A 25,457-nucleotide genomic window follows, 5' to 3' on the forward strand; every position below is an offset into this window, starting at 1 on the left:
CGTCCAGTAGACCCGAAGAACGGGCGCGGCGGAAGGCCGATTCGCCCCGCGCGCGGGACGGCCCGCCCCCGCCGGGGCGGCGGGGGCGGGCCGTGTGGGATCGACCGGCCTGGGATCAGGATTTGGTCGACATCCGGATGATCCGGGCCTTCCCGTAAGGGTTCTTCGTCGGGACCAGCTTGTTCCCCACGAACTTGTAGAAGGTGCCCGTCTCGGGGGTCGGCAGCGTCCGATCGACGGTGTTCTGGGCGAGGACCCTGGGGGTGCCGGCGAAGAAGATATCATCGCCGCCGCTGCGGAGGAACTTGACCCGGCCGCGGCGGCCGATCAGGGTGTCGTTCCCCTCGCCGCCCTTCATGTTGTTCTGGCCGAACCAGCCGTGGAGGGTGGTGTCGCCGGAGCCGGCCCGGAGGACATTCTTGCCGCCGTGGCCGCCGTCGATCGTCACCAGGTTGACGATGTCGCCGTCGACCGTGATCCGGTCGTTGGCCTTGGATCCGTAGAGGATGATCCGATTGACGTTGCCCGCCTCCGGCTGGATCGCGTCGATCACGCCGTTGACCGTGACCTGGATGTTCTCGCCGTTGGCGATCACCCGGATGTCGTTGGTCCCCTTGCGGCGAGGCCGGGGGGTGACGATCAGGTAGCCCGTCTGATCGATGTCACCCGACCCGTCGTCGGCGATGTAGCGGACCGCGCCGGTGTTCGCGTTGGCGACGTTCAGGCGGATCGTCGCCGGGAGGCTGGCGAGGTTGTTCGACGCGGTCTGCGACTCGAAGGTGAACGAGTCGGGGCCCGCATAGCCGGGGTTCGGCGTGTAGGTCAGCGTACCGGCCTGGGGGTTGAAGTTCGTGATCGTGCCGTTGGTGGGCTGCGACAGGATGGCGAAGGTCACGGGCCCGGAGCCGGCGGTCGGCGCGGAGCCGGAGAGCTGGATCGCCGCCGGGGTGCTGGCCTGGGCCGTGATCAGGGTCGAGCCGGCGATCGGCCGGAGCGGGACCACCGCGGGCGAGGCATTGACGACCAGGTTGAACCTCTGCGTGTCGAAGTTCCCGGGCGTCTCGGTCGCGGTGGGGGTCCCGGCGCGGACGCCGACCAGCAGGCTGATCGTCCCGCTGAAGCCGGCGGTGGGAACGATCGTGACGCGGCCATTCGCGTCGACGGTCGCCGAGCTGACGTTCTGGACGTCCGCGAACGCCGTCGAGGTCGACGTCCCGCTCTTCACGACATAGGTGATCGGGGCGCTCGGGTCGGGATTGACTGAGGTGAGCTGGAACGTGGCCGTCTGGCCCTGGCCGACGGTGATGGTGGGCTCGACCGGCCCGAGGTACGGGCGCTCGCCGGTGAAGTTGGCGACCCCGGCGCCCAGCCGGGTGACGCTGACCTGGAAGGACTGGGTCGCCGTGGTGTTATCCGTCGCGTCGGTCGCCGTGACCCGGATGTTGGCCGTCGCCCCGACCGCCGCGTTGGTGGTGTCGATCAGGATCGCGCCATCCTCGTCGGTGTCCGACAGGGTGGCCGAGGTGATCGTCACCGGGGTGACCGGGGTGGTGCCGTCGGCCCCGCCCTTGGCGACCCGGGTCAGCTGCTCCAGGACCTCGGCCCCCTCGACGAGCTGGCCCCAGATCGTGTGCTTGTGGTCGAGCGAGCGGGGTTGTCCGGTCGTGATGAAGAACTGCGAGTCGTTGGTGTCGGGCCCGGAGTTGGCCATCGCCAGCTGGCCCGACCCGGTGAAGACCAGGCTCTGGATGAACTCGTCGTCGAACGGCTGTGTGAAGGCACTCGGCGTGCTGGCCGTGGTGCCGCTGGCGGAGCCGCCCTGGACGATGAACGTGCTGGAGGTCGGGAAGCCGTTGGCGATCCGGAAGAAGGTCTTGCCGACGTAGAAGTTCTGGCCGTTGATGACCGCCGAGGTCGTGCCGGTCGCGTTGCCGTTGATCAGGCTCTCGATCTTCGTGGTCGTCAGCGGGGTCAGCTGGTCGAAGAGCTGGAACGTCATCGACCCGTTGACGTCGATGTCGCCCGCCCCGCTCGACGTGTGCGAGACGCCGATGGTCAGGAACTTGCCCTGGATCACCGACGCCTTGACGCCCGGGACATCCGACGAAACGGTGAAGGTCTGGGCATTGGCGGTGCCGCCGTTCAACGCCACGACGTTGCCGAGGTACTGGGGCGAGGTGATGTTGCCGATGGGTGCCAACGAGGCCGTGAGCATCTGGCGGACTTCGAGCGACTCGACCTGGAGCCGACGCCCGGCCTTGGATCGGGGGCGCGAGCCCGCACTACCCCGCCCGATCGCATCCTTGCCCGTGCTGTCGAACATCCGGCACCTCCTGCCCTGAGATCTCCGGCCGAACCGGGCGCAATGCCCCGGAGACTTCGGCATCCGTTCCTTGCGGATTCCATCGGGTCCGGCGTCCGTTGGACTTGAGCGGAAGGGGCGTCAAACGACGACGGCGAGCCCATCCCCGCGGGGACGGCTCGCCGTCGTCAAGGTCAATCCATCGCCCGATCGGGTACGATCAGGGGTTGGCCGACTTGCGGAGGGTGAAGTTCGTGAACGTCATCCCGTCGTCTTCCTGGATGCCGAATCCGCCGCCCTGCGAGAGGTACTTGGCGAAGACCTCGAAGGGGGGGATCTTGTCCTTGTCGATCGCCTTGGCGACCTTCTCGGCGTCCGGATTGTTGGCGTTGGCCTGCTTCAGGGCCTGCTCGAACTGGCCGCTCTTGATCATGTCGTAGGACAGGCGGGCCTGCTCCTCCGACCGGGCGAACGACAGGCTGCTGGTCTTGGCCGGGATTTGCTTGCTGATGGCCTGGAACTCGGGGTTATCGACCAGGCTCGACGCCCCGCCGCGGAGGACGCCCTCCAGGAGGGCCGGCTCGGTGGAGACGAACAGGGTGTCCTTGGCGATGGTCAGGCTGGCGACCCCTGACTTGAACGGGTTGTTCGCGGCGCCGTTGGGGTTGGGCATCTCGGGGAGCTTGAAGTCGAAGATCGTGGCGCCCTGGAACTCGCGCTTGGCGGGGCTGCCGCCGGTCAGGGCGATGATCTTGTTCAGGGTGTTCTGGAAGGCCTTGGCGTCTTCCAGGGCGATCCCGAACAGGAGGCGCTGGCTGTCTTCCTTGATCGGCTTCTTGAAGTCGCTGATCAGGGTCATCCGGTCGCCGAGCGGCCCGAAGATGTCCTTCTGGAGGTTCAGCGGCTCGCCGCCGTTGGGGCCGACCAGCTGCTGCTGGAGCAGGTCGAGCATGCCCGGCTGGAACTGGTTGACCAGGTCGTTGAGGCCGGCATAGGCGGCGTCGAGGTCCCAGCTGAAGGTCTGGTAGCTGGCGACGGTGGCCGGCACCCAGGGCTCGGGGCGGAGGTTGGCCGGCGGCATCGAGAACAGCTTCAGGAGCCCCTTGGCCGGGGCCGGGGACATCACGAAAATCTTGCTGATGCTGTCATAAGGGCCGCTGTTGAAGGTGAAGGTGCCCGCGGCGGCCTTCAGCCCGTCCAGGCCGAGCAGCTGGATCATGGCCTCGGGGCTCTGGCCGCCGCCGTTGGCCTGGGCGGCCTTGACGCCCGCCTTGACCGACTTGGTGATGTCTAGGAACCAGGAGACCGGGGCCTCGCCGAGCTTGGCCACGACCTTGGCGTACGACTCGACCGAGGCGAGCGAGTTGCTCCGGCCGTTGGCGTTGGTGATCACATCCTGCAGGGCATCCACATCGGTGGAGATGTGGAAGACCGAGCCGGCGTTGGTCCACACCACGGGCGGGGGGGCCGGCTTGTCGCCTTCCTTGGGCGCCTGGATGATGTGGAGCGTCAGCCCCTTGAAGTCCGACGTCGCGACCTTGGCGCCGGCCTCCTCGGCCTGCTTGGTCGACTTCATCATGACGTCGGTCATGGTCGACGCGTTCTTGCCCGCGTCGGCGGAGACCAGCAGGGCCACCGGGATCTTGCTCTCGGGCTTGGTCGTGCCGACCACCGCCACGGAGACCGTGCCCTGGGGCAGTTCGGCCAGTTCCTTGAGCGTGACGCCCAGCTTCGCCTTGACGTCCTTGCTGGCCTCTTCCAGCTTCTCCAGGACGCTCTCCTTGAGCGGCTTCACGGCCGGGTCGGCCAGCAGGCGGCCGAACTCGGTCGACTTGAACGATTCCCGCAGCTCGGCGACATTCTTGATCTTGAAGAAGAGCAACGTCGAGTCGGGCAGCGCCTTCTCCGGGTCGGCCGCGGCGCGGCCCGGCGTCGCCGCCGTCGAGAGGAGGGCCAGCCCGAGGCTGCCGGTCAAGGCGAGGCGAAAAGCCGCCCGCATCGGAGTACGCATCAAGTCTCACTCCCTGGTTGCTGCATCGAGCCCCGCTCCCCCGCCGATGCCGGCGGGCCGGGGCGAAACCCATCGAGATCCCCCGGCCATCCGTCGGGCCGGGGTCCTGATCCTGCCGAGTTCCCACGAGGGGCCACGCGCCCGCCGGGGCTGGCCGGCCCTGGGCCGGTCCGATCCCTGACCGGGATCCTGGCTCGAACCCACCGGTCGCATCCGGGCCGCCCCACCCCGGGCGGCTGCGGCCCGTTCATCTTGCATCCTCGCCGGAACGACCCGCCGGGGGGACCGGGCCCGCCTTCAGACGCCGGGGGGGATCGAGGTAGCGGTGCCCGGTGTTGGGGTTGTCCTTGTCGTAGGAGAACGCCTCGCGGTTGCGGAGGAAGTCCTTGAGGTAGTTGATCGGGATCGCGAAGCCCAGGTTGTCCCCCTGAGTCGCCTTCATGTTGGTGACCCCGATGACCTCGCCCCGGAGGTTGAACAGGGGCCCGCCCGAGTTGCCCGGGTTGATGGCCGCGTCGGTCTGGAGGTAGACCAGCCCCTCGAAGTTCCGGTTCCGCGTGCTGACGATCCCCTGCGACACGCTCCGCTCCAGCCCCAGCGGGTTCCCCACGGCGAACACGCCATCGCCGGCGTTGATGTCGTCCAGGCTACCTAGATAGACATGGCCGAGTTTCAAATCTTTCTGGGGGGGCAGCTTGATGAGGGCCAGGTCGACGAAGGGGTTCAGCGCCACGATCGCCACGTCTTCGATCCGCCGGCGGGCCAGGCCGGTTGGCGTGTTCTGGTAGAGGATGGCCGAGATCCGCGTCTCGCCGTCGATCACGTGATGGTTGGTGACCGCGTAGCCTTCGTCGTTGAGGATGAACCCCGAGCCCAGGCCCGAGGGGGTCTCGATCGAGATCACGGCCTCGCCGAAGCGCTTGACCAGGTCCTTGACCGGCGACGCCTTGAGGTCGGCGACCTTGTAGAATCCGGTGGGATCGACGTCGGCGACGGTCGCCCCGCCGGCCCCCAGGGCGACCGCGGAGGCGTCCCCCTTGCGGCGGGACACGACTTGGTCCCGAGGGATGCGGAGCACGTCGAACCCGAGGTCGACGTAGAGGGCAGACGGCTTCTCGGCCACGATCGAGCCGACGACCTGATGCCCGTCCTTCAAATCGATGACCTCGGAGTCCGCCCGGATCGGCGATGCTCCCAGGGCCAGGTTCCCGAGGGTCGCCGCGACGACCAGTCCAGCCCAACGCATGGTCCGTAATCCCTTCCGGTGTCCCACGGGCGTCGTGTGTTCATCCCCACGCTGTTGGGAAGCGTTCATTGTATGGAACCCCGGCAAGGATTCAACCCATTAGGCGACGAGGGCCGGCCGCCCCCGATCTCAGGCCGCCGGCCCGGCGATCAGGCGGGCGGTGCGGGCCCAGGTCGAGAGGTTGGCCAGGCCGGCCACCACCAGGCCGATCGACAGCCCGGCCCAGAGGCCGACGATCCCGTAGCCCATCACGAACCCAAGCGTATAGCCGATCGGCAGGCCGATGCCCCAGTGGGCCACCAGGTTGGTGAGCATCGGCGACCGGGTGTTTCCGGCCCCGCGAAGGACGCCGGTGGCCACCACCTGCACGCCGTCGAAGAGCTGGAAGGCCGCCGCCAGGTAGAACAGGCGGATCGATGCCGCCGTGGCCAGCGGGTCGCGGGTGAACAGGAGGATGATCGGCCGCGAGTAGACCAGCAGGGCCAGCCCGGAGCAGGCCATGAAGGCCAGGCCGATCAGGATCGCCATCCAGCCCGAGGCCGCCGCCCCGCGCGGGTCCTGGCGGCCCAGCGCCTGGCCGACCCGCACGGCCCCGGCCGAGGCCACGCCCAGCGGGACCATGAAGGTCAGGCTCGACACGTTGAGCGTGATCTGGTGGGCCGCCAGGTCGGACGGGGCGAGCTTGCCCGCCAGGGCCGTGGCCGTGGCGAACACCCCGACCTCCATCGTCACCTGGAGCGCCGCCGGCCAGCCCAACGCCAGCAGCCTCCGCATCCGCGCCGGCTCGAACCGGGGGAGGAGGCGCGGGCGGGGCTCGATGACCGGCTCCGACCGGCGATACCAGGCGAAGGCCAGGATCAGGACCAGGGCGAGATACACGCGGGCCAGGGTGGTCGCCCAGCCGGATCCCGTCACCCCCATCCGGGGCGCCCCCCAGTGGCCGTTGATCAGCACCCAGTTGGCCCCGGCGTTGATCAGGTTCGCCGAGACCAGGGCGAAGGTGATCGGCCGGACCCGGTCGACCCCCTGCAAGAACCGGCGGAAGGCCGCGTACAGCATCAGCGGCCCGGTACCCCAGGCGATCGCCCAGAGATACGGGATCGTCTCGCGGAGGACGGTCCGGTTGATCCCCCAGCCGGGCAGGAGGAGGACCACCCCGTACACCAGGAGCATCAGCAGGGGCGTCAGGCCCACCGCCAGGATCACCCCCTGGGCCAGCGATCGGCGGGCCTCGTCGTCGCGGCCGGCCCCGTGCTCCTGCGAGACCATCGCGTCGAGGCCGAGCAGGAGGCCCATGCCGAAGATGGCCGAGGCCATGTAGAGGTTGGTTCCCAGCCCCACCGCGCCGGTGGCCTCCGCCCCCAGGTGGCCGACCAGGATCGTGTCGACGATTCCCATCGACATCCAGCCCAGCTCGGCGACCACGACCGGCCCGGCCAGCGCCAGCATCGGCCGCAACTCGTCGGAGAGCCGGGCCATCATGGTGGCGTGGGCGATCCGGCCGCGTCCCAGGGTCTCGATCCCGTCGTCCATCATGGCTTCCCTTGCTTCAGCAACGCGGCGAGGACCTGCCCGGTGGGCGTGTCGAGCTTCGCGACATCCTCCGGGGTCCCTTCGCCCACGATCCGGCCCCCGCGGTCGCCCGCCTCGGGGCCGACGTCGATGATCCAGTCGGCCGCCAGCAGGACGTCCGGGGCGTGCTCGACCAGGATCAGCGAGTGCCCCAGGTCCAGCAGCCGCGTCAGGGTCTCCAGCAGCTTGGCGGTGTCGGCCGGGTGGAGGCCGGCGGTCGGCTCGTCCATCAGGAACAGGGTCTTCGGGCCCCGGGCCGCCCGGGTGATCGCGGCCGGCGACGATGCCAGGAAACTGGCGAGCTTGAGCCTTTGAGCCTCCCCGCCGGAGAGCGTCGGGGCCGGCTGCCCGAGCCGGAGATATTCCAGGCCCACGTCGAGCAGGGGCCGCAGCCGCGCCTGGGCCTTGGGCCGGCGGCGGAAGAAGCCGTGGGCCTCGCGCACCGTCAGTTCCAGGACCTCGGCGATCGTCTTGTTCTGATAGGCCACCTCCAGCACCTCGGGCCGATAGCGGGTGCCTCGGCACTCCGGGCAGGTCATGGTGATGTCGGCCAGGAACTGCATGTCCACGGTCAGGGTGCCGTTCCCCTCGCAGGCATTGCACCGGCCCCCCTCGACGTTGAAGCTGAACTTCCCCGCCCCCAAGTTCCGGGTTTTTGCTTCGGGGGTGGCGGCGAACGTCTGGCGGATCTCGTCGAAGGCCTTGAGATAGGTCACCGGATTCGACCGCGAGGTTCGCCCGATCGGCGACTGGTCGACCAGCACCACGTCGGCCAGCCCCTCGTATCCCGACAACCCGGTGCAGGGGATCGGCGTCGCCGATCGCTCGTCGCGCAGGGCCTTCGCCAGGGCCGGATACAGGGTCTCGTCGACCAGCGTGCTCTTGCCCGCCCCGCTCACCCCCGTCACCACGCACAGGACGCCCAGCGGCAACGCCACGTCGATGTTTTGCAGGTTGTTGCCGGTCGCCCCGGTCAGCAACAATCGGCCCCTCGGCTCGCGACGCGAGTCGGGGACGGCCAGCCGCCTCCGCCCCGAGAGGAACGCCCCGGTCGCCGATTCCTTGACCTTGGCGGCCCCCTTCGGCGTCCCCTCATAGAGGATCCGGCCGCCCGACTCCCCGGCCCCGGGGCCGATGTCGATCAGCCAGTCCGACGCGGCCAGGATCGACTCGTCGTGCTCGACCACGACCACCGAGTTGCCCGCGTCGCGCAGGCCGGTCAGGGTATCGACCAGCCGCCCGACGTCGCGCGGGTGGAGGCCGACGGACGGCTCGTCCAGGACGTAGAGGGTGTTGACCAGCCCCGACCCCAGGGCCGATGCCAGCGCCAGCCTTCGCGCCTCGCCGGCCGACAGCGTCCGCGCCGGGCGGTCGAGGGCCAGGTAATGGAGGCCGATCCGGTCCAGGGCATCGAGCCGGGCCCGCGCCTGGCCCAGCACGCGCACGGCGACCGGGTTGGCGGCCTCAGCCTCCTCGACCTGATCCAGGAACGACCGGGCCTCGCGCACCGCCAGCGCGGCGACCTCGGCCACGCTCCGGCCCGCCACCTTGACCGCCAGGGATTCGGGGCGGAGTCGGGCGCCCTGGCAGTCCGGGCAGGTGTGATAGCCCCGCCAGCGGGCCAGGAAGATCCGGACGTGAGCCTTGTACGTCTTCGATTCCAGGCGCTTGAAGAAGGTCCGCAGCCCCTGAAGCCCCTTCCTCGGCGCCCCGTCGACGACAATCGCCACCTGCTCGGGCGTGAGGGCGGAGAACGGGACGTCGACCGGCACGCCCAGCTTCGGCGCGATCGTCAGCAGATCCCGGAGGTTGTTGGCGTAGGCCGGGGTCGACCACGGGGCGATGGCGTTGTCCTGCAGGCTCCGCGACGGGTCGGGCACGACCTTGTCGATGTCGAACTCGATCACCTGGCCGAACCCCTCGCAGGTCGGGCAGGCCCCGAGCGGGCTGTTGTAGCGGAACAGGCGCGGGTCGGGCTCCGGGTACTCGGTCCCGTCGCGGGGGCACCGGCGCTTGCGGGTGAAGGTCAGGGGTGACAGGCCCTCGCCGTCGGGGATCGCCCGGCACCGGCCCATCCCCTTGCGGAATGCCGTCTCGATCGAGTCGAGGCGTCGGGTCTTCGACTCCGAGCCCCGAGTCAACCGGTCGACGATCACGTCTACCTGGCCGGGGCCGGGCAGGGGGCCTTCCTCCAGGCGGGTGGTCTCGCCGTTGAAGACGACGCGGGTGAAGCCATCGACCCGGAGCCCGTCGGCCAGGGCGTGGCGGTCGGAGCCGGGGCGGACCTCGACCGGGAACGTGACCAGGTAGCGGGTCCCTTCGGGCCACTCGTCCAGGGCCCGGGCCACGCAGCCGGGGTCGGCCGGCTCGACGGGCAGGCCGCAGACCCGGCAGGTGACGACGCCCACCTTGGCGAACAGGAGCCCCAGGTGGTCCTGGACCTCGGCCACGGTGCCCACCGTGCTCCGGCTCGACCGCTTGCCGCGCTTCTGGGCGACGGCGATCGCCGGGGGGATGTTGTCGATCCGGTCGGCGTCGGGCTTGTCGAGCCGCTCCAGGAACTGCCGGGTGTAGGCCGAGAAGGTCTCGACGTAGCGGCGTTGCCCCTCGGCATACAAGGTGTCGAACGCCAACGAACTCTTGCCCGACCCGCTCACGCCCGAGAACGCGACGAGCTTCCCCAGCGGGATGTCGAGGTCGACCCCCTTGAGGTTGTGGACCCGGACCCCGCGGAGCCGGATCGATCGCGTGTCGTCGGCCATCGATGCGCCCGCCCTTCGACCCACGACCCGTGACCCGCTCCGTCGGGCCTCATCGTACCCGCCCGGGCGATCCGCCCGCAATCCGACCCCTCGGAGAGCTTTCCGCGAAGGGGGCGTGCGGATAGAATGGCGATCTTGCCGTGCCCGGGCATCGACCCGGGGCGGCCCCGATCATCCGCAGGTCCGAACGAGGCACCGACCATGCTCAACGCCCCCCTCAAAGAGTACGTGACGTCGCGCATCCTGCCCACGATCCAGACGCCGGCACAGTACATCGGGGGGGAGTTGAACTCGGTCCGCAAGGACCACGGCACGGTCGCCGGGACGGTCTGCCTCGCCTTCCCGGATACCTACGCCCTGGGGATGAGCCACCACGGCCTCCAGGTGCTTTACAGCCTGATGAACGCCCACGGCTGGGCGTGCGAGCGGGCGTTCACGCCGCTGCCCGACTTCGAGAAGGCCCTCCGCGAGCACGAGCTGCCGCTCTACTCGCTGGAGACGTTCACGCCGCTCAAGGAGTTCGACGTCCTCGGCTTCTCGCTCCAGTACGAGATCGGGTACTCGAACGTCCTGACCATGCTCGACATCGGCGGGATCCCGCTCAAGGCCGAGGATCGCGGGCCGGACGACACGCTGGTGATCGCCGGCGGCCCCGGGGCCCAGAACCCCGAACTGCTCGCCCCCTACATCGACCTGTTCGTGATCGGCGACGGCGAGCCGAGCCTGCCCCACGTCTGCGACATGTGGGCGGCGATGCGGGATGACCCGACCCTGAGCCGCGCCGACAAGCTGGCGCGGATCGCCGGGTCGGTCGACTGGGCCTACGTCCCGCGGTTCTACGACATGACTTATGGCGAGGACGGGGTGATCACCGAGATCCACCGGACCCGCGACGACGTGCCGGCGGCGATCAAGCCGTGCGTGATCCGGGGGCTGGACGAGATCCCCTTGCCGACCGCCCCGGTCGTCCCATTCGTGGAGACGGCCCACGACCGGATCGCCATCGAGATCATGCGCGGGTGCCCCTGGCAGTGCCGGTTCTGCCAGAGCACCGTCATCAAGCGACCCCTGCGCTATCGCACCGTCGAGACGATCGTCAACGCCGCGATGGAGAGCTACAAGAGCACCGGCTACGACGAGATCAGCCTCCTGTCGCTCTCGACCAGCGACTACCCGAACTTCGAAGAACTCGTCACCAAGATGAGCGAGGTGTTCACCCCGCTGGGGGTGAAGATCTCCCTGCCCAGCCTGCGGATCACCGAGACCCTCAAGAAGATCCCGGCCCTCTTGCAGGAAGGCCGCCGCGGCGGGCTCACCCTGGCCCCCGAGGTCGCCCGCGACGACATGCGCGAGCAGATCCGCAAGCCGATCGACAACAAGGACCTGTACGACGGGGCCGCCGAGGCGTTCCGCCGGGGCTGGCGGAAGGTCAAGCTCTACTTCCTGTGCGGCCTGCCCGGCGAACGCCCGGCCGACCTCGACGGGATCGTGGAGATGGCCGAGACCATCGCCCGGATCGGCAAGGACGTCACCGGCCGGTTCGCCGACGTCACGGCCAGCGTCTCCAACTTCGTCCCCAAGCCGCACACGCCCTACCAGTGGAACGGGATGCAGACCCGCGACTACTTCCACTGGGCCCACCGCTATCTGCGGAATCAGGTGCGGATCCGCTCGGTCACGATCAAGTGCCACAACATCGAGACCAGCCTCCTGGAAGGCATCCTCACCCGGGGCGACCGCCGCGTCGCCGCCGTGCTCGAAGAAGCCTGGCGCCGCGGCGCCCGGCTCGACGCCTGGACCGAGCACTTCGACGCCAAGCTCTGGTGGAAAACCTTCGAGGATCTCGGCATCGACGTCGCCTCTTACAGCCAGCGGGAACGCCCCGTGGATGAGGTCCTGCCCTGGGACCACATCCACGTCAAGAAGGGGCGCGAGTACCTCGCCAAGGAGCAGGGTCGTTCGGTGATCCAGCTCGCGGCCATGGCCGGGGCGGTCTGAGATCGGGGGACACTGGCATGGGCAAAGATCCTGACGAGGTCGAGGCCGGGGCGGAGTTGATCTGCCCCCACTGCGACTCGCCCATCGAGAAGATCCAGATCGTCCAGCGGGAACTCACCACGCGAGGTTGGCTCGGCCTACCTGCTTTCGTCGCCGCCCTCGCGTGCCCGACCTGCCGCAGGCTCCTCGGGTTTCACCACGTTTAGCTGTAGGCTGGGTCTAGACCCAGCCTACAGCGAATGAACTTCGGGGACGCTCGGACGGAGATCAGCATGAACGCAGCGAGTGGTGCCTTGGTGGGCCTGTTCGCCGGGCCCATGTTCCTCGCGATTATTGGCTTCGTTCTCGGCGGGATAGGCCGTGCGGCCCCGTGCCATTCCGCTCCCGACTTCATGAGCGGGGCTCTATTTGGCGCCTTCGGCTTTGTCTTCATTCTCGGGCTGCCAGCCATGGCTGTCGGGGCCATCGCCGGGGGAATATGGGGCCAGACGCTCGATCATCCCGTCGATCGACCCGGCTCCAATGAGAACGCTTGAGCCGACCCTGGCCTTGCAAGGGGATTGAGACGTGACGACCGGTGACCCAACGTCTCCGCCCCCGGCGGCCTGGACCTTCGAGCGGCGCCCCTGGGGCCGGGGCGACCTCCTGGCCCTGCTGGCGTGGACCGTGGCCGTGGCGGCGTTCTTCTGGGACGCCGTCAGCCTGTCCAGGGCGTTCTTCTACTTCGACGTCACCGAGATCAACTACCCGTACCGCTGGTTCCTGGCCGAGCAGTACCGGACCGGCCAGTTCGCGCGGTGGATGCCCGGCCTCTACTGCGGCTTCCCGCTCTATGCGGAGAGCCAGGCCGGATACTGGCACCCGCTCAAGCCTTTGCTTTATCCCTGGATGCTCGCCTGGAAGGCGTTCAACCTCGACACGGTCGGGTCGGTCTGGCTGACCGGGTTGGCCACCTACGGGTGGCTCCGCCGCCACGTCGGGCCGTCGGGATCGCTGGCCGGCGCGGCCCTGTTCGGCCTCAGCGGGTTCGTCTGGGCGCACCTGATCCACACCAGCATGGCCAACGCCCTGATCAGCGTGCCTCTGGCGTTCTGGGCACTGGAAGTGGCCTGGGACGGGGGGAGGCTGCGGGGGCTCGGGCTGGGTGCGCTGGCGATGGCCTCTCAGGTGTTCTCCGGGCACCTGCAGGACACGATCCTGACCGGGATGGCGATCGGGATCTATGCCCTGTACCGGGCGGCGACCGAGCGGGGCTGGCGGGCCCGCCTGATGACCCTGGGCTTCGCGGCCGGCCTGGGAGGGCTGGGGATTGCCGTGGCGGCCGTCCAGTGGATGCCGTCCAAGAACCTCCTGGATCGGTCGCCCCGCGCCGGGGGCCTGACCTGGGAACAGTTGACCTACGGGTCGTGGTCGCCGGAACTCCTGCCGACGCTGATCGTCCGCGAGGCGTATGGCACCCGGGCCCGCGACACCGACTGGATGGACGGCTACTACCCTTACCACGAGATGAACGCCTACATGGGCCTGGTCGGCATGGCCCTGGCCGCCCTGGGGGCGCGGGCGGCGCGTGATCGCTGGGTGGCGTTCTGGGTGATCCTGCTCGGCCTGGGCTCGCTGGCGATGCTCGGCCGATACACGGCCCTGTTCGACCTGATGCACAAGGTCCCAGTGGTGGGCAGCTCGCGGATCCCGGTCCGCTACCATCTCTGGGTTTCGCTGGCCGTGGCGGCACTGGCGGCCGTCGGCGTCGATCGCCTGGCACGCGTCGAGTTGGGGCGGGTCCGGCTCCGGGGGGCGTTGGGGTTCGTCGGCGTGCTAATCCTGCTCTCGATCCCGATCCTGGCGTTCGTCTACTACCCCGCCTGGGCCGACCCCCGGCGGTGGTCGGGCGGGCCGAACCTGAACCGCTCGCGCTGGCTGACCCGCGAGTTGGTGATCGCTTCCATCCGGACGGTGGCCCTCGCGCTGGCCGGCTGGTCGATCGCCCTGAGGGCGGCCCGGGAAATCCGGCCCGCGGCCCGGGCCCGGCTGGCGGCGTTGCTGCCTGTGGTCATCATCGCCGACCTGCTCGGCTCGCACCGGTTCGAGGCCCCGACGATCGACCCGAGCTACTGGACCGACCCGCCCGCCTCGGCGAAGAAGATCCTGGCCGACCCCGGGACGATCCGGGTCTACGGGGTGGCGCAGGCGTCGTCGGGCGAGCCGGGCTACGCCTCCGAGTCGATCAACTTCCCCGCCGTCCGGGACACCTTGCCCTGGAGCCTCCCGCCGATCTGGGGCCTGCGATCGGCGACCGGCGAGACGCCGATGTACGACCGCCGGCTCCTGACCTTCCACGACCACGCCGCCCCCGGGCTCGTCCGATTCGACGTCGAGGGTGTGACGCACCTGCTCATGGATCGCCCGATCCCGGGATTCACCGGCCCGATCGAGCCGGCGGGCACCGCCTTCATCCATCGCAACACCACGGCCCAGCCCCGCGCCCGGGTTATGGGCCGGCCCGCCTATGTGGCCGACCAGGAAGCCGCCGGGAAGGCCCTGGGCGAGCTGGGGGCCGCAATCCGGGACCGGGTGATCGTCGAGGATCCCGACCGACCCATCCCGATCGACGCCCCGGGCGAGGGGACCGCCCGGATCATGGTCGATGAGCCCGAGCGGGTCGAGGTCGAGGTCGAGGCGCGGGGGCCCGCCTATCTCGTTTTGGCCGACACCTTCGACCCCGGATGGTCGGCGACCCTGGACGGCCGCCCCGCGCCGATCCGCCCGGCCTTCGCCGCGTTCCGGGCGGTCGCCGTGAATGCCGGCCCGCATCGGGTCGTCTTCACCTACGAGCCGGCCGGATTCCGGCTCGGGCTGATCGCGACGATCGCGGGGCTGCTGGGCGTGCTCGCCTGCCTGGCCTGGCCGGGGCCGGTGCTGGCATCGGACCCGCCGCACGCCCCCCTGGGATGGCCCCGGCCGTGGCCGGCCGCATTCGCCTTGATCCTGATCGTCGTTGTGGCGGCCTCCACCATCCGACTCGGCCCCGATGGGTTGGGGATCCAGCCGAGGTGGCGGGGGAGCTTCCACGGCTTCACCTGGGGGGCGGGGATCGAGGCCATCGCGCCGATGCGGTCGTCGATCGGCCGCTGATCCGGCCGAGGCGCGGTTGCCAGACGGCGGTCGCGGACCGTAAGGTGGAGGTCGGGTCGTCGGACATCCGTCTGGCCTGGATCGGCGACCCGCACATCGGAGCAGGCGAATGGGAACGAATCGGGGCCGATGGCGGGCGATCGCGTGGGGGTTGGCCCTCGGGCTGGGGGTGGCGACGGCCTCCGCGCCGGCGGCGGCCCGGGCCCAGGGGGGACGCAACGTCTCGCGCGAGGAGGTCGAGCACGCGATCCGCGGCGGCGTCGCCTTCCTGCTCAAGGCCCAGAGGATTGACGGTTCGTGGGGCACCGAACTCGGTCAGTCGGCGCTGGTGACCCTGGCCCTGCTGACGGCCGGCGAGTCGCCCCGGTCGGCCCCGATGCAGAGGGCCCTGGAGGTCCTGCGCAAGGGCCGGGTCGAACCGCAGCACGAAACCTACACGATCGCGCTGATCACGATGGCCCTGGCCGCTGCCGACCCCGACCGCTATCGCGACGAGATCGCCCGATACGCCGAGTGGCTGGAGCGGGGGCAGACCCGGTCGGGCGCCTGGTCCTACAACGCCAGCGCGGCGGGCATGTCCCAGTCCGGCGACAATTCCAACACCCAGTACGCCCTGCTCGGGCTCCACGCCGCCAGCGAGGCGGGCTTCGCCGTCCGCCCCGAGGCCTGGAACCGGGCGCGGGCCTACTGGATCGCCAACCAGGGGAATCAGGGCGGTTGGGGCTACCAGGGGCCGGCCGGCCCGACCGGCAGCATGACCTGCGCGGGGATCTCCAGCCTCATCATCACCGGGCTGAAGCGGGTCCAGGGCCGGGAAGTTTTGGTCAACGGCGAGATCCGGGGATGCGGCCAGGAGGTGGTCAACCCGAACCTCCAGAACGGGCTCGACTGGATGGCCCGGAACTTCGACGTCACCCAGAACCCGGGATCGCCCGGCATGTGGAAGTTCTATTACCTCTATGGTGTGGAGCGGGTCGGCCGGCTCAGCGGCCGGCGGTTCTTCGGCTCGCACGACTGGTATCGCGAGGGGGCCGCGCACCTGGTCCGGGGCCAGGACGGGCTGGAAGGCTTCTGGCGCGGGGGGGGCCCGGAAGGGGACCCGATCCTGACGACGAGCTTCGCCCTCCTGTTCCTGGCCAAGGGGCGGGCCCCGGTGCTGGTCAACAAGCTCCGCCACGGCCCGGGGGCGGACTGGAATAACGACCACGACGACATCGCTAACCTCGTCGGCGTGGTCTCGCGCGACTGGAAGCACCTGCTCACCTGGCAGGTGGTGGACCCCGACACGGCCAGCATCGAGGACATGCTCCAGGCGCCGATCGCCTACCTCAACGGCCACCGGGCGCCCCTGTTCTCCCCATCCGGCGAAGACCGGCTCCGCGAGTACGTCGAACAGGGGGGGATGATCGTCGCCGAGGCCTGCTGCGGCAGCGAGGAGTTCGACCGGGGCTTCAAGGCCCTGATGGAGAAGATCTTCCCCGACCCCGAGCTGGCGCTGAAAGTCCTGCACAAGGACCACGCCGTCTGGCGGGCCAGGTACGACCTGACCGATACACCCCAGCCGCTTTTCGGGATCGAGCATGGCTGCCGGACCGTGGTGATCTACTCGCCCGATGACCTGTCGTGCTACTGGAACCAGCTGGAAAATGCCCCCGGCCACCCCACGGTCCAGTCCGCCACCAAGATCGGACAGAACATCGTGGACTATGCCACCGGCCGCGAGATGCCGGCCGACAAGCTGGCCGTCCGCGACATCGCCGACTTCAAGCCCGAGCAGCCCCGCCGCGGCGCCCTGCGGATCGCCAAGATCCGCCACGCCGGCGACTGGAACATCGCCCCTTTGGCCATCCCCAACCTCACGACCTCGCTCCGCGACAAGCTCAAATTCGACGTGGTCATCAACCACAAGGAACTCTTCCCGCGCGACCCCAACCTCGTCCATTACCCCCTGATCTACCTCCATGGGCGGGGCTCGGTCGCGTTCCCCGACGAGGACGAGGCCCCCCTCCGGCGCCACCTCTCGCCGGGCGGCGGCACCCTGTTCGTGGACGCCGCCTGCGGCAGCCCGGTCTTCGACGCCGCGTTCCGCCGGATGGTCGCCGAACTCCTCCCCAACAATCCGCTCGTCCCGATCCCCCCCGGCGACCCGTTCTTCACCCAGAAGATCGGCTACGACCTGTCCGGCTGCAAGCGGACCGTCGCGGCCGGCGGCACGACCGGGTTCCCCGAGCTGGAAGGGGTGAAGATCGACGGCCGCTGGGCCGTGATCTATTCCAAGCTCGACCTCGGCTGCGCCCTCCAGAAGCAGGCCGGCCTGGACTGCAAGGGCTACGTCCACGACAGCGCCTTGAAGATCGCCACCAACATCGTGATCTACTCGACCCTGCCCTGAACCGGAGGCGGACGGCGATGCGGCTGACCCCCGCAATGGCTGCGATTCTCGCGATCGGCGCGATCGGCGCCCCCCTCGAACCCGCACGATCGCAGGCCCCGCCCCGGCGTTGGGTCGCCCGGGTCGCCTGCCTCCGCCACGCCGGGCCCGGGAATGACCAGCCTCGGCCCCTGGCCGACGCCGAGTTGTTCCTCCGCGACCTGTCCAGGGTCGGCATCATCCTGGACCAGAAGGAGCTGGCCCTGACCGACCCCGAACTGGTTCGTTATCCCCTCGCCTATCTCCGAGGGCGCGAGGCGTTCGCGCTTTCGGAGGCCGAGCGCACGGCGCTCCGCCGCCACCTCTCGCCCGGCGGCGGCACCCTGTTCGCCGACGCGGCCGGCGGGAGCCCGGCCTTCGACGCCTCGTTCCGACGCCTGGTCGCCGCGATGTTCCCCGATGCGCCCCTGGTCCCGATCCCGCCCGACGATCCGATCTTCCGGGGGGAGTCCGGCTATCACATCGCAGACGTGAGGAGGACGGAGGCGGCCGGGGGCAAGTCCTCACCGCCGCGTCTGGAGGGCATCAAGGTCGGCGATCGTTGGGCGGTGATCTATTCGGATCTCGATATCGGCGACTCCTTGCAGCGCCGGGATTCTCCCGATCGCAGGGGGTATGCCCGCGAGGATGCCGCAAAACTCTTCGCGAATGCGGTGGTCCACGCCACCTCGCCCTGATCCGTGAGCTTCGGCGACTCGGGTGGGGACTTCGGTGGACCGTCGCAGTAAGATGAGATATGCCCCCCGGACCTCGGGGACGGCACCCTCCGAAGACGACTCCAGGGAGCCAGACGCATGGCGACGATCACCGAGCCCCGGCGCGGGGCGACGCGCACCCTCCAGACCCAGCTCTTGATCGACGGCCAGTGGCGCGACAGCGTCAGCGGCAAGACGTTCGAGACCATCAACCCGGCCACCGAGGAGGTCATCGCCGAGGTGGCCGAGGGCGACTCCGCCGACATCGACCTGGCCGTCCGCGCCGCCCGCAAGGCGTTCGAGTCCGGCCCCTGGAAGAAGATGGACGCCCGCGACCGCACCCGCCTGATGAACAAGCTGGCCGACCTCCTCGAAGAGAACATCGACGAGCTGTCCGAGTTGGAGACGCTGGACAACGGCAAGCCGATCAGCGAGAGCCGCCAGGCCGACCTGCCGATGGTCATCGACTGCTTCCGCTACTATGCCGGCTGGGCCGACAAGATCCACGGCCAGACCATCCCGGTCCGGGGCAACTACTTCACCTACACCCGCAAGCAGCCGGTGGGCGTGGCCGGGCAGATCATCCCCTGGAACTTCCCCATGATGATGGTGGCCTGGAAGTGGGGCCCCGCCCTCGCCGCCGGCTGCACCATCGTCCTGAAGCCGGCCGAGCAGACCCCGCTGACCGCCCTCCGCATGGGCGAGTTGGCCATGGAAGCCGGCTTCCCCAACGGCGTGATCAACATCGTCCCCGGCTTCGGCGAGACCGCCGGCGCCGCGCTGGTGGCCCACCCCGAGGTCGACAAGATCGCCTTCACCGGCGAGGGCAACACCGCCAAGATCATCTCGCGGTCGGCCGTCGACACCATGAAGCGGCTCACCTTCGAACTCGGCGGCAAGAGCCCCAACATCGTCTTCGAGGACGCCGACCTCGACGCCGCAGTGGACGGCGCCCTGCTGGGCATCTACCTGAACCAGGGCCAGTGCTGCTGCGCCGGCAGCCGCCTGTTCGTCCAGGAGGGGATCTACGACGAGTTCGTGGCCAAGCTGGCCGCGAAGGTCGGCAACCGCCGCCTGGGCGACCCGTTCGACCCCCAGACGCAACAGGGCCCGCAGATCGACAAGGCCCAGTTCGACCGGATCATGGGCTTCGTGGAGAAGGGCAAGAGCCAGGGCGCCCGGGTCGTCACGGGCGGCGAACGCCACGGCGACAAGGGCTTCTTCATCAAGCCGACCATCTTCGCCGACGTCAAGGACGACATGGACATCGTCCGCGAGGAGATCTTCGGCCCGGTCCTGGCCGTGACCAAGTTCAAGGACGTGGAGGAGGCCGTGAAGCGCGGCAACGCCACCGACTTCGGTTTGGCCGCCGCCGTCTGGACCCGCGACATCGCCAAGGCCCACTCCGTCGCCCACCGGATCAACGCCGGCACGGTCTGGATCAACTGCTACGACGCCTTCGACGCCGCCGCCCCGTTCGGCGGCTTCAAGCGGTCGGGCATCGGCCGCGAGCTGGGCGAGAAGGCCCTGGACAACTACCTCGAACTGAAGACCGTGACGGTCTCGCTCGACTGACGATCCGATGGCCTTGCCGGCGCCGCCCTCTCCCGATCCCCGGGGGAGGGCGGCGTCGTTTCACGATCCGATCGAGGTCCCCACCGATGAGCGTCCCCCTGATCCTCGCCAGCGGATCGCCCCGCCGCAAGTTGCTCCTGACCGAGGCCGGATACGACTTCATCGTCGACCCATCCGACGTGGACGAGCCCGAGCCCGCCAAGGGCACGCCGCTGACCCTGTACGTGGCCAACCTGGCCTGGCGGAAGGCGATGGCGGTGGCCCATCGTCGCGGGTCGGGCCTGGTGCTGGGGGCGGATACGGCCTGCGCCGTGGGGGATGAGATCCTCAACAAGCCCGTCGATCGGGCCGATGCCGAGCGGATGATCCGGCTCCAGGAAGGGCAGGATACCTATGTGGCGACCGGCCTCTGCCTGGTGCGGGCCGGCCGGGGCGACTGGGTCGGGGCGGTCGAGGTGAGCGTCTGCCGGTTCCGCCCGTTGACCGATGCCGAGCGCGAGGGGTATCTCGACTCGGGCCGGTGGGAAGGGAAGGCCGGTGCCTATGGGTTGCAGGACGAGGACCCGTGGATCACGATCGTCTCGGGGAGCTGGTCCAACGTCGTCGGCCTGCCGATGGAGCGGCTCGCGTCGCTGCTGGGGGAATTTCCCGGCCTGACATCGGCGGGCCGGTCGGCTACGATGGGCGGCCGAACCTGAACCCGCCGGAGCCGCCCCGATGAGCACGCCCGCCGAACCGTCCCCGACCCGGCGACCCTCCCTGTTCCCGGTCGCCCTGGCGCTGGGCGTCCTCGGGCTGGCCGGGGTGGGCGCCGCCCTGATCTGGATGCCCGGCACCAGGACCATGAAGGCCCAATCTCGGATGGCGAAGCCGGTCCCCGCCCCCATCGACGGCGAAAGGGCCTACGGATACCTCAAGGCGATCTGCGCCATCGGCCCCCGCACGGCCGGATCGGCCGCCAACACCAGGCAACGGATGATGGTCGCGGAGCATTTCCGCAAGCACGGCGGGGCGACCCGCGAGCAGCCCTTCCAGGGGACCGACCCGATCAGCCGGAAGCCGGTGTCCATGGCCAACCTGATCGGCTCGTGGTATCCGGAGCGGGCCGAGCGGGTCGTGATCGCGGCCCACTACGACACGCGGCCGTTCCCGGACGAGGACCGGAACCCGACCAAGCGGCAGACGCCGTTCCTCGGGGCCAACGACGGCGCCTCGGGCGTCGCCCTGCTGATGGAGATCGCCCACCACCTGGGCACCATGCCGACCCCCTGGGGCGTCGACCTCGTCCTGTTCGACGGCGAGGAGCTGGTCTACGGCGGGGGACGGGACCAGATCGGCGAGTACTTCCTGGGCGCCAAGGAGTTCGCCCGGTCCTACGTCGAGGACCCGAAGCGCAAGGTCGGCGGCGAGGAGGTCGTCTACGCCGCCGGGCTGGTCCTGGACATGGTCGGCGACCGCAACCTCCAGGTCGACAAGGAGCCGCACAGCCTGGAGTTCGCCCCCGGGCTGGTCCGGGACGTGTGGGCCGTGGCCCGGGCGCTCAACGTCAAGCAATTCCGCGACCGCACCGGCCCGGCCGTGCTCGACGACCACCTGGCGCTTAACAACGGCGGCATCCCATCCATCGACATCATCGACTTCGACTATCCGCACTGGCACACGGCGCAGGACGTCCCGGAGAACTGCTCCGGCGCCAGCCTGGAGCAGGTGGGCAAGGTCGTCACCGGGTGGCTCAACCAGCCCAAGCCCCGCTCCCCGCGCTGAAGCCCGGTCACATCCCGCGGTCGAACAGCCGCCGCAGGCTCTCGCGCTCGCGGCGGGTGGCAGCCAAGTCGAACTCGACGGCGGCCAGGTCGAGGCGGAACCGCTCCAGGGCCTCGCGGGCCACGGACAGGGCCCGGTTGCGGAACCTCGCCTGCTCGCAGGCGTCGTCGGCCAGCGGTTCGAGCTGGGCCCGGACCTCGGGGGGCATCTCGCGGATGCGGGCCTTCAGCTCCAGGAGTTCGGCCGGCACCGCGTCCAGGGCAGGGCGTTGGCTGGGGAGTGTCGAGAGGCAGCTCATCGGTGTATCCTCGTCGGTGGTGTCGAGCAATTCTAGCACGCCGACTGCGGGAAGATTCCCGATTATGCGATTTCGTCCGGCCGGGCAAACTGGGCGGGCGATCCTCCCGGGTTGGCCCGCCCCCGACCGACATGCATCGAGGCCCCCGATGATACGCCGCATCCGAACCGCCTGGCCGCTGGCCTTCCTGCTCCTGATCGCCGCCAGCCCGAGCCGGGCCGATTCCGGCGTGATCGTCGAGGAAACCCGGGGCCGGGTGACCGCGACATGGCCGATCTCGGCCGACGAACGCGGCCGGATCGAGTTCAGCCTCGACGCCGACCGGTCGCTCATCGGGACGATCCGGGTGATCCCGGCGGCGGGGGCCGAGGTCGAACTCGCCTCGGGGCTGAACCCGGTCACGACGCTGACGGTGGGCAGCCGCAACCTCAAGGACCCGGCGGGCTGGGTGGCGTTCTTCGACAACCCGCCGAGGCGTCCGCACGAGACGTTCCCGGTCAAGCTCGGCCGGCGTCGGGCGGTGGTCACCAGCGAAGGCTCGCGGACGACCGTCAGCGTGGCCGAGGTTTCCGCCGGCCCGTTCCGGGGCGACCTCCGGTTCACCTTCTACCGCAACAGCCCGCTGATCCAGGCGGAGACGGTCGTCTCGACCCAGGAGGACGCCCGGGCGATCGTCTACGACACCGGCTTTGCCGGTCTCATGCCGGGGTGGGACGCGGCCCACTGGGTCGATCCCGACGGGGCCATGCGGCGTGGCATCTTCAACCCCCACCTGAAGGCCAGGTCCCACGCCGTTTCGGGCCGGGCCATCGCGGCGCAGGGGGAGGGCGGGGCGCTGGCGGTGTTCCCGGCCCCCCATCGTTTCTTCTATCCGCAGGATGAGGCGTTCAACCTCGAATTCGTCTGGCATGGCCGCGACTACGCCGGATCCGACACCGGCTATGGCATCGGCATCCGCCAATCGCTGGAGGGCGACAAGCGTTTCTCGCCCTGGTTCAACGCCCCCCCCGGCACGGAGCAGCACCTCGGCGTCTTCCTCCTACTGGCCCGCGGCGACGGCAAGGCGGCGCTCGATGCGGTCGCGACGTACACCCACGGCGACCGCTACAAGGCCCTGCCCGGGCACCAGACCTTCACCAGCCACTACCACGTCGAGCACACCCTGGAAACCCTCCGCAAGCGGCGGGAGCAGGGGACCGACGGCGTGCCGAAGGGGCTGGAAGTGCCGGGCATGGTCACGACCTTCAAGGCCCGGGGCGTGGACATCGTCCACCTCGCCGAGTTCCACGTCGGCGAGACGCCCAAACTTCCCGACGAGCGCCGGCTGCCGCAGTTGAAGCTCCTCCATCAGGAATGCGAGCGGCTGTCCAACGACGAACTCCTCCTGCTCCCGGGCGAGGAGCCCAACGTCCACCTCGGCGGGCACTGGATCAGCTTCTTCCCGAAGCCGGTCTACTGGGTGCTGAACCGGGCGCCGGACAAGCCGTTCATCGAGCAGGTCGAGGGCTACGGCACCGTTTATCACGTCGGCAGTTCCGAGGACGTCCTCCGGCTCATGGAGGCCGAGGACGGCCTGATGTGGACGGCCCACCCGAGGATCAAGAGTTCGATCGGCTTCCCAGACGGGTACAAGGACCGCGACTTCTTCCGCTCGCCCCGCTTCCTGGGCGGTGCGTGGAAGGCGATGCCGGCCGACCTGTCGCGGCCGACCCTCGGCTGGCGGGTGCTCGACCTGCTCGACGACATGAGCAACTGGGGGGCGAGGAAGCAGATCGTCGCCGAGGCCGACCTGTTCCGGATGGAGCCGAGCTTCGAGACCTACGCCCACATGAACATCAACTACCTCCGGCTCGACCGCAAGCCCCGGTTTGCCGACGGCTGGCAGCCGGTCCTCGACGCCCTCCGGGGCGGCCGGTTCTTCACGAGCACCGGCGAGATCCTGATCCCCGAATTCACCGTGGGCGGCAAACCGTCCGGCGAGACCATGCCCGCCGTGACGGAGGCCGAGACCATCGTCGAGGCGAAGCTCGACTGGACCTTCCCGATGGCATTCGCCGAGGTCGTCTCGGGCGACGGCAAGCAGGTCTATCGCCACCGGGTCGACCTGACCGACACCGAAGGCTTCGGCACCCGCTCGCTCCGGATCCCGCTCGACCTCCGGGGCCGGACCTGGGCCCGGTTCGAGGCCTGGGACATCGCCGCCGACGGGGCGTTCACCCAGCCGGTCTGGATCGCCGCCCCCTGACGGCGATCAGGCCAGGATCGCCTTGATGACCCGGCCGTGGACGTTGGTCAGCCGCCGCTCGATCCCGTTGTGGTAATACGTCAGCCGCTCGTGGTCGACCCCGAGCAGGTGCAGGACGGTGGCGTGGAAGTCGGGCCACGTCACCGGGTACTCGGCCGCCTTCCAGCCGATCTCGTCGGTCGACCCGTGGGCCATGCCGTGCTTGAGCCCGGCCCCGGCCATCCAGACGGTGAAGCCCTCGGCGTTGTGGTCGCGGCCGGCGCCCACCACATCGGCGGCCGACTGGGTGTACGGGGTCCGGCCGAACTCGGTGGTGAACAGGACCAGCGTGTCGTCGAGCATCCCCCGGCGCCGGAGGTCGCGGAGAAGGCCGGCGACCGGCCGGTCGATCCGCAGGGCCTCCTGGCCGTGGTTCGCCTTCATGTCCTCGTGGCCGTCCCAGTTCCGCCGGGGGCTGCCGAACGTCCCGCCCGAGAGCAGCTGGACGAACCGAACGCCCCTTTCCATGAGCCTCCGGGCGAGCAGGCAGGACCGGCCGAAGTCGGCGGTCTCGGGGCGATCGACGCCGTACAGGCCCAGCGTCTCCGGGCTCTCCCCCTTCAGGTCGGCCACATCGGGGACCGAGGTCTGCATCCGCGCGGCGAGTTCGTACCCCTTGATCCGCGTGGCCAGGGCATCCTCGCCGGCGCGGGCGTCGAGGTGGCGGCGGTTCATCGCGGCGATGAGGTCGCGGGCGGCGGACTCGGCCCCGCGATCGATCGGCCGGGCCGGGAACAGGTCGTCGATCGGCTCCCCCTTCGGCCGGATCACCACGCCCTGATGCCGGGCCGGCAGGAAGCCGTTGGACCAGTTGATCGCCCCGCCGGCCGGGAGTTCGCGGGCGTCCGGGATCACCACGAAGGCGGGCAGGTCGTCGGCCTCGCTCCCCAGGCCATAACTCAGCCACGAACCCATCGCCGGGAAGCCGTTGAGCCGGAACCCGCTGTTTTCCTGGAAGGTGGCCGGCGTGTGGTTGGCCGTCTCGGCGACCATCGAGCGGATCACGGTCAGTTCGTCGGCCACCTCGCCGATGTGCGGGAACAGGTCCGACACCCAGAGCCCGGACTGGCCCTTCTGGGCGAATTGCCAGTCGGGCGCCCGCAGCCGCCCGACCTGGCCGAAGAAGGGGTCGGGCCGGGTGGAGGTCTGGAGCTTCTGCCCGTGCCCGGCGAACAGGTCGGGCTTGTGGTCGAACGAGTCGACGTGGCTCATCGCCCCGCACAGGCAGATATGGATCGCCCGCTTCGCCTTCGGCGCGAAGTGCGGGCCGGTTGAGGCGGTGGCCTCGCGGGCCACCCCGTCGCGCATGAGCAGCGAGGACGCCGCCGCGCCCGCCAGGCCGCCCCGGACCCACGAGAAGAAGTCGCGACGATCCATCGGAGTCACC

17 protein-coding genes are annotated in these 25,457 nt (G+C 69.7%); 10 read left to right on the forward strand and 7 right to left on the reverse strand.

Annotated features, from left to right (window positions below; translation table 11 throughout):
• Positions 1-115: 115 nt before the first annotated feature.
• From TA3x_RS16860 to uvrA, 5 genes are all read right to left on the reverse strand, one after another.
• Positions 116-2,323 (reverse strand): peptidylprolyl isomerase, encoded by a 2,208-nt coding sequence (locus TA3x_RS16860; protein ID WP_435015819.1) that lies wholly within the window; start codon positions 2,321-2,323, stop codon positions 116-118.
• 199 nt (positions 2,324-2,522) lie between these two features.
• A complete protein-coding gene (locus TA3x_RS16865) occupies positions 2,523-4,313 on the reverse strand; it encodes a hypothetical protein (RefSeq protein WP_435015820.1) in 1,791 nt (596 codons plus the stop codon).
• A gap of 247 nt (positions 4,314-4,560) precedes the next feature.
• Positions 4,561-5,559: a S1C family serine protease gene (locus TA3x_RS16870; RefSeq protein ID WP_435015821.1), complete on the reverse strand. Its 999-nt coding sequence runs from the start codon at positions 5,557-5,559 to the stop codon at positions 4,561-4,563.
• A 129-nt stretch (positions 5,560-5,688) separates the two neighbouring features.
• Entirely contained in the window at positions 5,689-7,095 is a 1,407-nt protein-coding gene (locus TA3x_RS16875) for an MATE family efflux transporter (protein WP_435015822.1), read from the reverse strand.
• Positions 7,092-9,893, reverse strand: a complete 2,802-nt coding sequence (gene uvrA / locus TA3x_RS16880) for an excinuclease ABC subunit UvrA (RefSeq protein ID WP_435015823.1) — start codon at positions 9,891-9,893, stop codon at positions 7,092-7,094. The genes TA3x_RS16875 and uvrA overlap by 4 nt, the downstream gene beginning before the upstream one ends.
• Positions 9,894-10,094: 201 nt before the next feature.
• Here uvrA and TA3x_RS16885 point away from each other — a divergent pair, with 201 nt between their 5' ends.
• The 9 genes from TA3x_RS16885 to TA3x_RS16925 all read left to right on the forward strand — a co-directional run bounded on the left by TA3x_RS16885 (position 10,095) and on the right by TA3x_RS16925 (position 21,488).
• Positions 10,095-11,891 carry a TIGR03960 family B12-binding radical SAM protein gene (locus tag TA3x_RS16885; protein WP_435015824.1) on the forward strand — a complete coding sequence of 599 codons (1,797 nt, stop codon included), beginning with the start codon at positions 10,095-10,097 and terminating at the stop codon, positions 11,889-11,891.
• Between the two features lie 17 nt (positions 11,892-11,908).
• Positions 11,909-12,097: a hypothetical protein gene (locus tag TA3x_RS16890; protein WP_435015825.1), complete on the forward strand. Its 189-nt coding sequence runs from the start codon at positions 11,909-11,911 to the stop codon at positions 12,095-12,097.
• A 66-nt stretch (positions 12,098-12,163) separates the two neighbouring features.
• On the forward strand, positions 12,164-12,427 hold the full coding sequence (locus tag TA3x_RS16895; protein WP_435015826.1) for a hypothetical protein: 264 nt from the start codon (positions 12,164-12,166) through the stop codon (positions 12,425-12,427).
• Positions 12,428-12,458: 31 nt separating this feature from the next.
• Entirely contained in the window at positions 12,459-15,023 is a 2,565-nt protein-coding gene (locus tag TA3x_RS16900; protein ID WP_435015827.1) for a YfhO family protein, read from the forward strand.
• Between the two features lie 109 nt (positions 15,024-15,132).
• A complete protein-coding gene (locus TA3x_RS16905; protein ID WP_435015828.1) occupies positions 15,133-17,415 on the forward strand; it encodes a DUF4159 domain-containing protein in 2,283 nt (760 codons plus the stop codon).
• Between the two features lie 35 nt (positions 17,416-17,450).
• Positions 17,451-18,131, forward strand: a complete 681-nt coding sequence (locus TA3x_RS16910) for a DUF4159 domain-containing protein (RefSeq protein WP_435015829.1) — start codon at positions 17,451-17,453, stop codon at positions 18,129-18,131.
• Between the two features lie 117 nt (positions 18,132-18,248).
• Positions 18,249-19,724: an aldehyde dehydrogenase family protein gene (locus TA3x_RS16915; protein ID WP_435015830.1), complete on the forward strand. Its 1,476-nt coding sequence runs from the start codon at positions 18,249-18,251 to the stop codon at positions 19,722-19,724.
• An 86-nt stretch (positions 19,725-19,810) separates the two neighbouring features.
• Entirely contained in the window at positions 19,811-20,422 is a 612-nt protein-coding gene (locus tag TA3x_RS16920; RefSeq protein ID WP_435015831.1) for a Maf family protein, read from the forward strand.
• Positions 20,423-20,441: 19 nt separating this feature from the next.
• On the forward strand, positions 20,442-21,488 hold the full coding sequence (locus TA3x_RS16925) for a M28 family peptidase (RefSeq protein ID WP_435015832.1): 1,047 nt from the start codon (positions 20,442-20,444) through the stop codon (positions 21,486-21,488).
• A gap of 7 nt (positions 21,489-21,495) precedes the next feature.
• Here TA3x_RS16925 and TA3x_RS16930 read toward each other — a convergent pair whose 3' ends face one another.
• Complete coding sequence (locus TA3x_RS16930; protein ID WP_435015833.1) at positions 21,496-21,786, reverse strand: hypothetical protein; 291 nt, start codon at positions 21,784-21,786, stop codon at positions 21,496-21,498.
• Positions 21,787-21,934: 148 nt separating this feature from the next.
• Between TA3x_RS16930 and TA3x_RS16935 the strand changes: the two genes are divergently transcribed.
• Positions 21,935-24,031 carry a hypothetical protein gene (locus tag TA3x_RS16935; protein WP_435015834.1) on the forward strand — a complete coding sequence of 699 codons (2,097 nt, stop codon included), beginning with the start codon at positions 21,935-21,937 and terminating at the stop codon, positions 24,029-24,031.
• Positions 24,032-24,037: 6 nt separating this feature from the next.
• Here the strand turns inward: TA3x_RS16935 and TA3x_RS16940 are convergent, their stop codons facing one another.
• On the reverse strand, positions 24,038-25,447 hold the full coding sequence (locus TA3x_RS16940) for a DUF1501 domain-containing protein (RefSeq protein WP_435015835.1): 1,410 nt from the start codon (positions 25,445-25,447) through the stop codon (positions 24,038-24,040).
• Positions 25,448-25,457: the final 10 nt, after the last annotated feature.

This window comes from Tundrisphaera macrotermitis (genome assembly GCF_051175315.1).
Lineage (GTDB): Bacteria > Planctomycetota > Planctomycetia > Isosphaerales > Isosphaeraceae > Tundrisphaera.

What these genes read in the sequence shown, in the direction of transcription:
- TA3x_RS16865 (WP_435015820.1), bottom strand. Translation starts at nt 4,313, where the DNA reads ATGCGTACTCCGATGCGGGCGGCTTTTCGCCTCGCCTTGACCGGCAGC.
- TA3x_RS16885 (WP_435015824.1), top strand. Translation starts at nt 10,095, where the DNA reads ATGCTCAACGCCCCCCTCAAAGAGTACGTGACGTCGCGCATCCTGCCC.
- TA3x_RS16870 (WP_435015821.1), bottom strand. Translation starts at nt 5,559, where the DNA reads ATGCGTTGGGCTGGACTGGTCGTCGCGGCGACCCTCGGGAACCTGGCC.
- TA3x_RS16860 (WP_435015819.1), bottom strand. Translation starts at nt 2,323, where the DNA reads ATGTTCGACAGCACGGGCAAGGATGCGATCGGGCGGGGTAGTGCGGGC.
- TA3x_RS16930 (WP_435015833.1), bottom strand. Translation starts at nt 21,786, where the DNA reads ATGAGCTGCCTCTCGACACTCCCCAGCCAACGCCCTGCCCTGGACGCG.
- TA3x_RS16935 (WP_435015834.1), top strand. Translation starts at nt 21,935, where the DNA reads ATGATACGCCGCATCCGAACCGCCTGGCCGCTGGCCTTCCTGCTCCTG.
- TA3x_RS16915 (WP_435015830.1), top strand. Translation starts at nt 18,249, where the DNA reads ATGGCGACGATCACCGAGCCCCGGCGCGGGGCGACGCGCACCCTCCAG.
- TA3x_RS16890 (WP_435015825.1), top strand. Translation starts at nt 11,909, where the DNA reads ATGGGCAAAGATCCTGACGAGGTCGAGGCCGGGGCGGAGTTGATCTGC.
- TA3x_RS16920 (WP_435015831.1), top strand. Translation starts at nt 19,811, where the DNA reads ATGAGCGTCCCCCTGATCCTCGCCAGCGGATCGCCCCGCCGCAAGTTG.
- TA3x_RS16940 (WP_435015835.1), bottom strand. Translation starts at nt 25,447, where the DNA reads ATGGATCGTCGCGACTTCTTCTCGTGGGTCCGGGGCGGCCTGGCGGGC.
- TA3x_RS16875 (WP_435015822.1), bottom strand. Translation starts at nt 7,095, where the DNA reads ATGATGGACGACGGGATCGAGACCCTGGGACGCGGCCGGATCGCCCAC.
- uvrA (WP_435015823.1), bottom strand. Translation starts at nt 9,893, where the DNA reads ATGGCCGACGACACGCGATCGATCCGGCTCCGCGGGGTCCGGGTCCAC.
- TA3x_RS16910 (WP_435015829.1), top strand. Translation starts at nt 17,451, where the DNA reads ATGGCTGCGATTCTCGCGATCGGCGCGATCGGCGCCCCCCTCGAACCC.
- TA3x_RS16905 (WP_435015828.1), top strand. Translation starts at nt 15,133, where the DNA reads ATGGGAACGAATCGGGGCCGATGGCGGGCGATCGCGTGGGGGTTGGCC.
- TA3x_RS16925 (WP_435015832.1), top strand. Translation starts at nt 20,442, where the DNA reads ATGAGCACGCCCGCCGAACCGTCCCCGACCCGGCGACCCTCCCTGTTC.
- TA3x_RS16895 (WP_435015826.1), top strand. Translation starts at nt 12,164, where the DNA reads ATGAACGCAGCGAGTGGTGCCTTGGTGGGCCTGTTCGCCGGGCCCATG.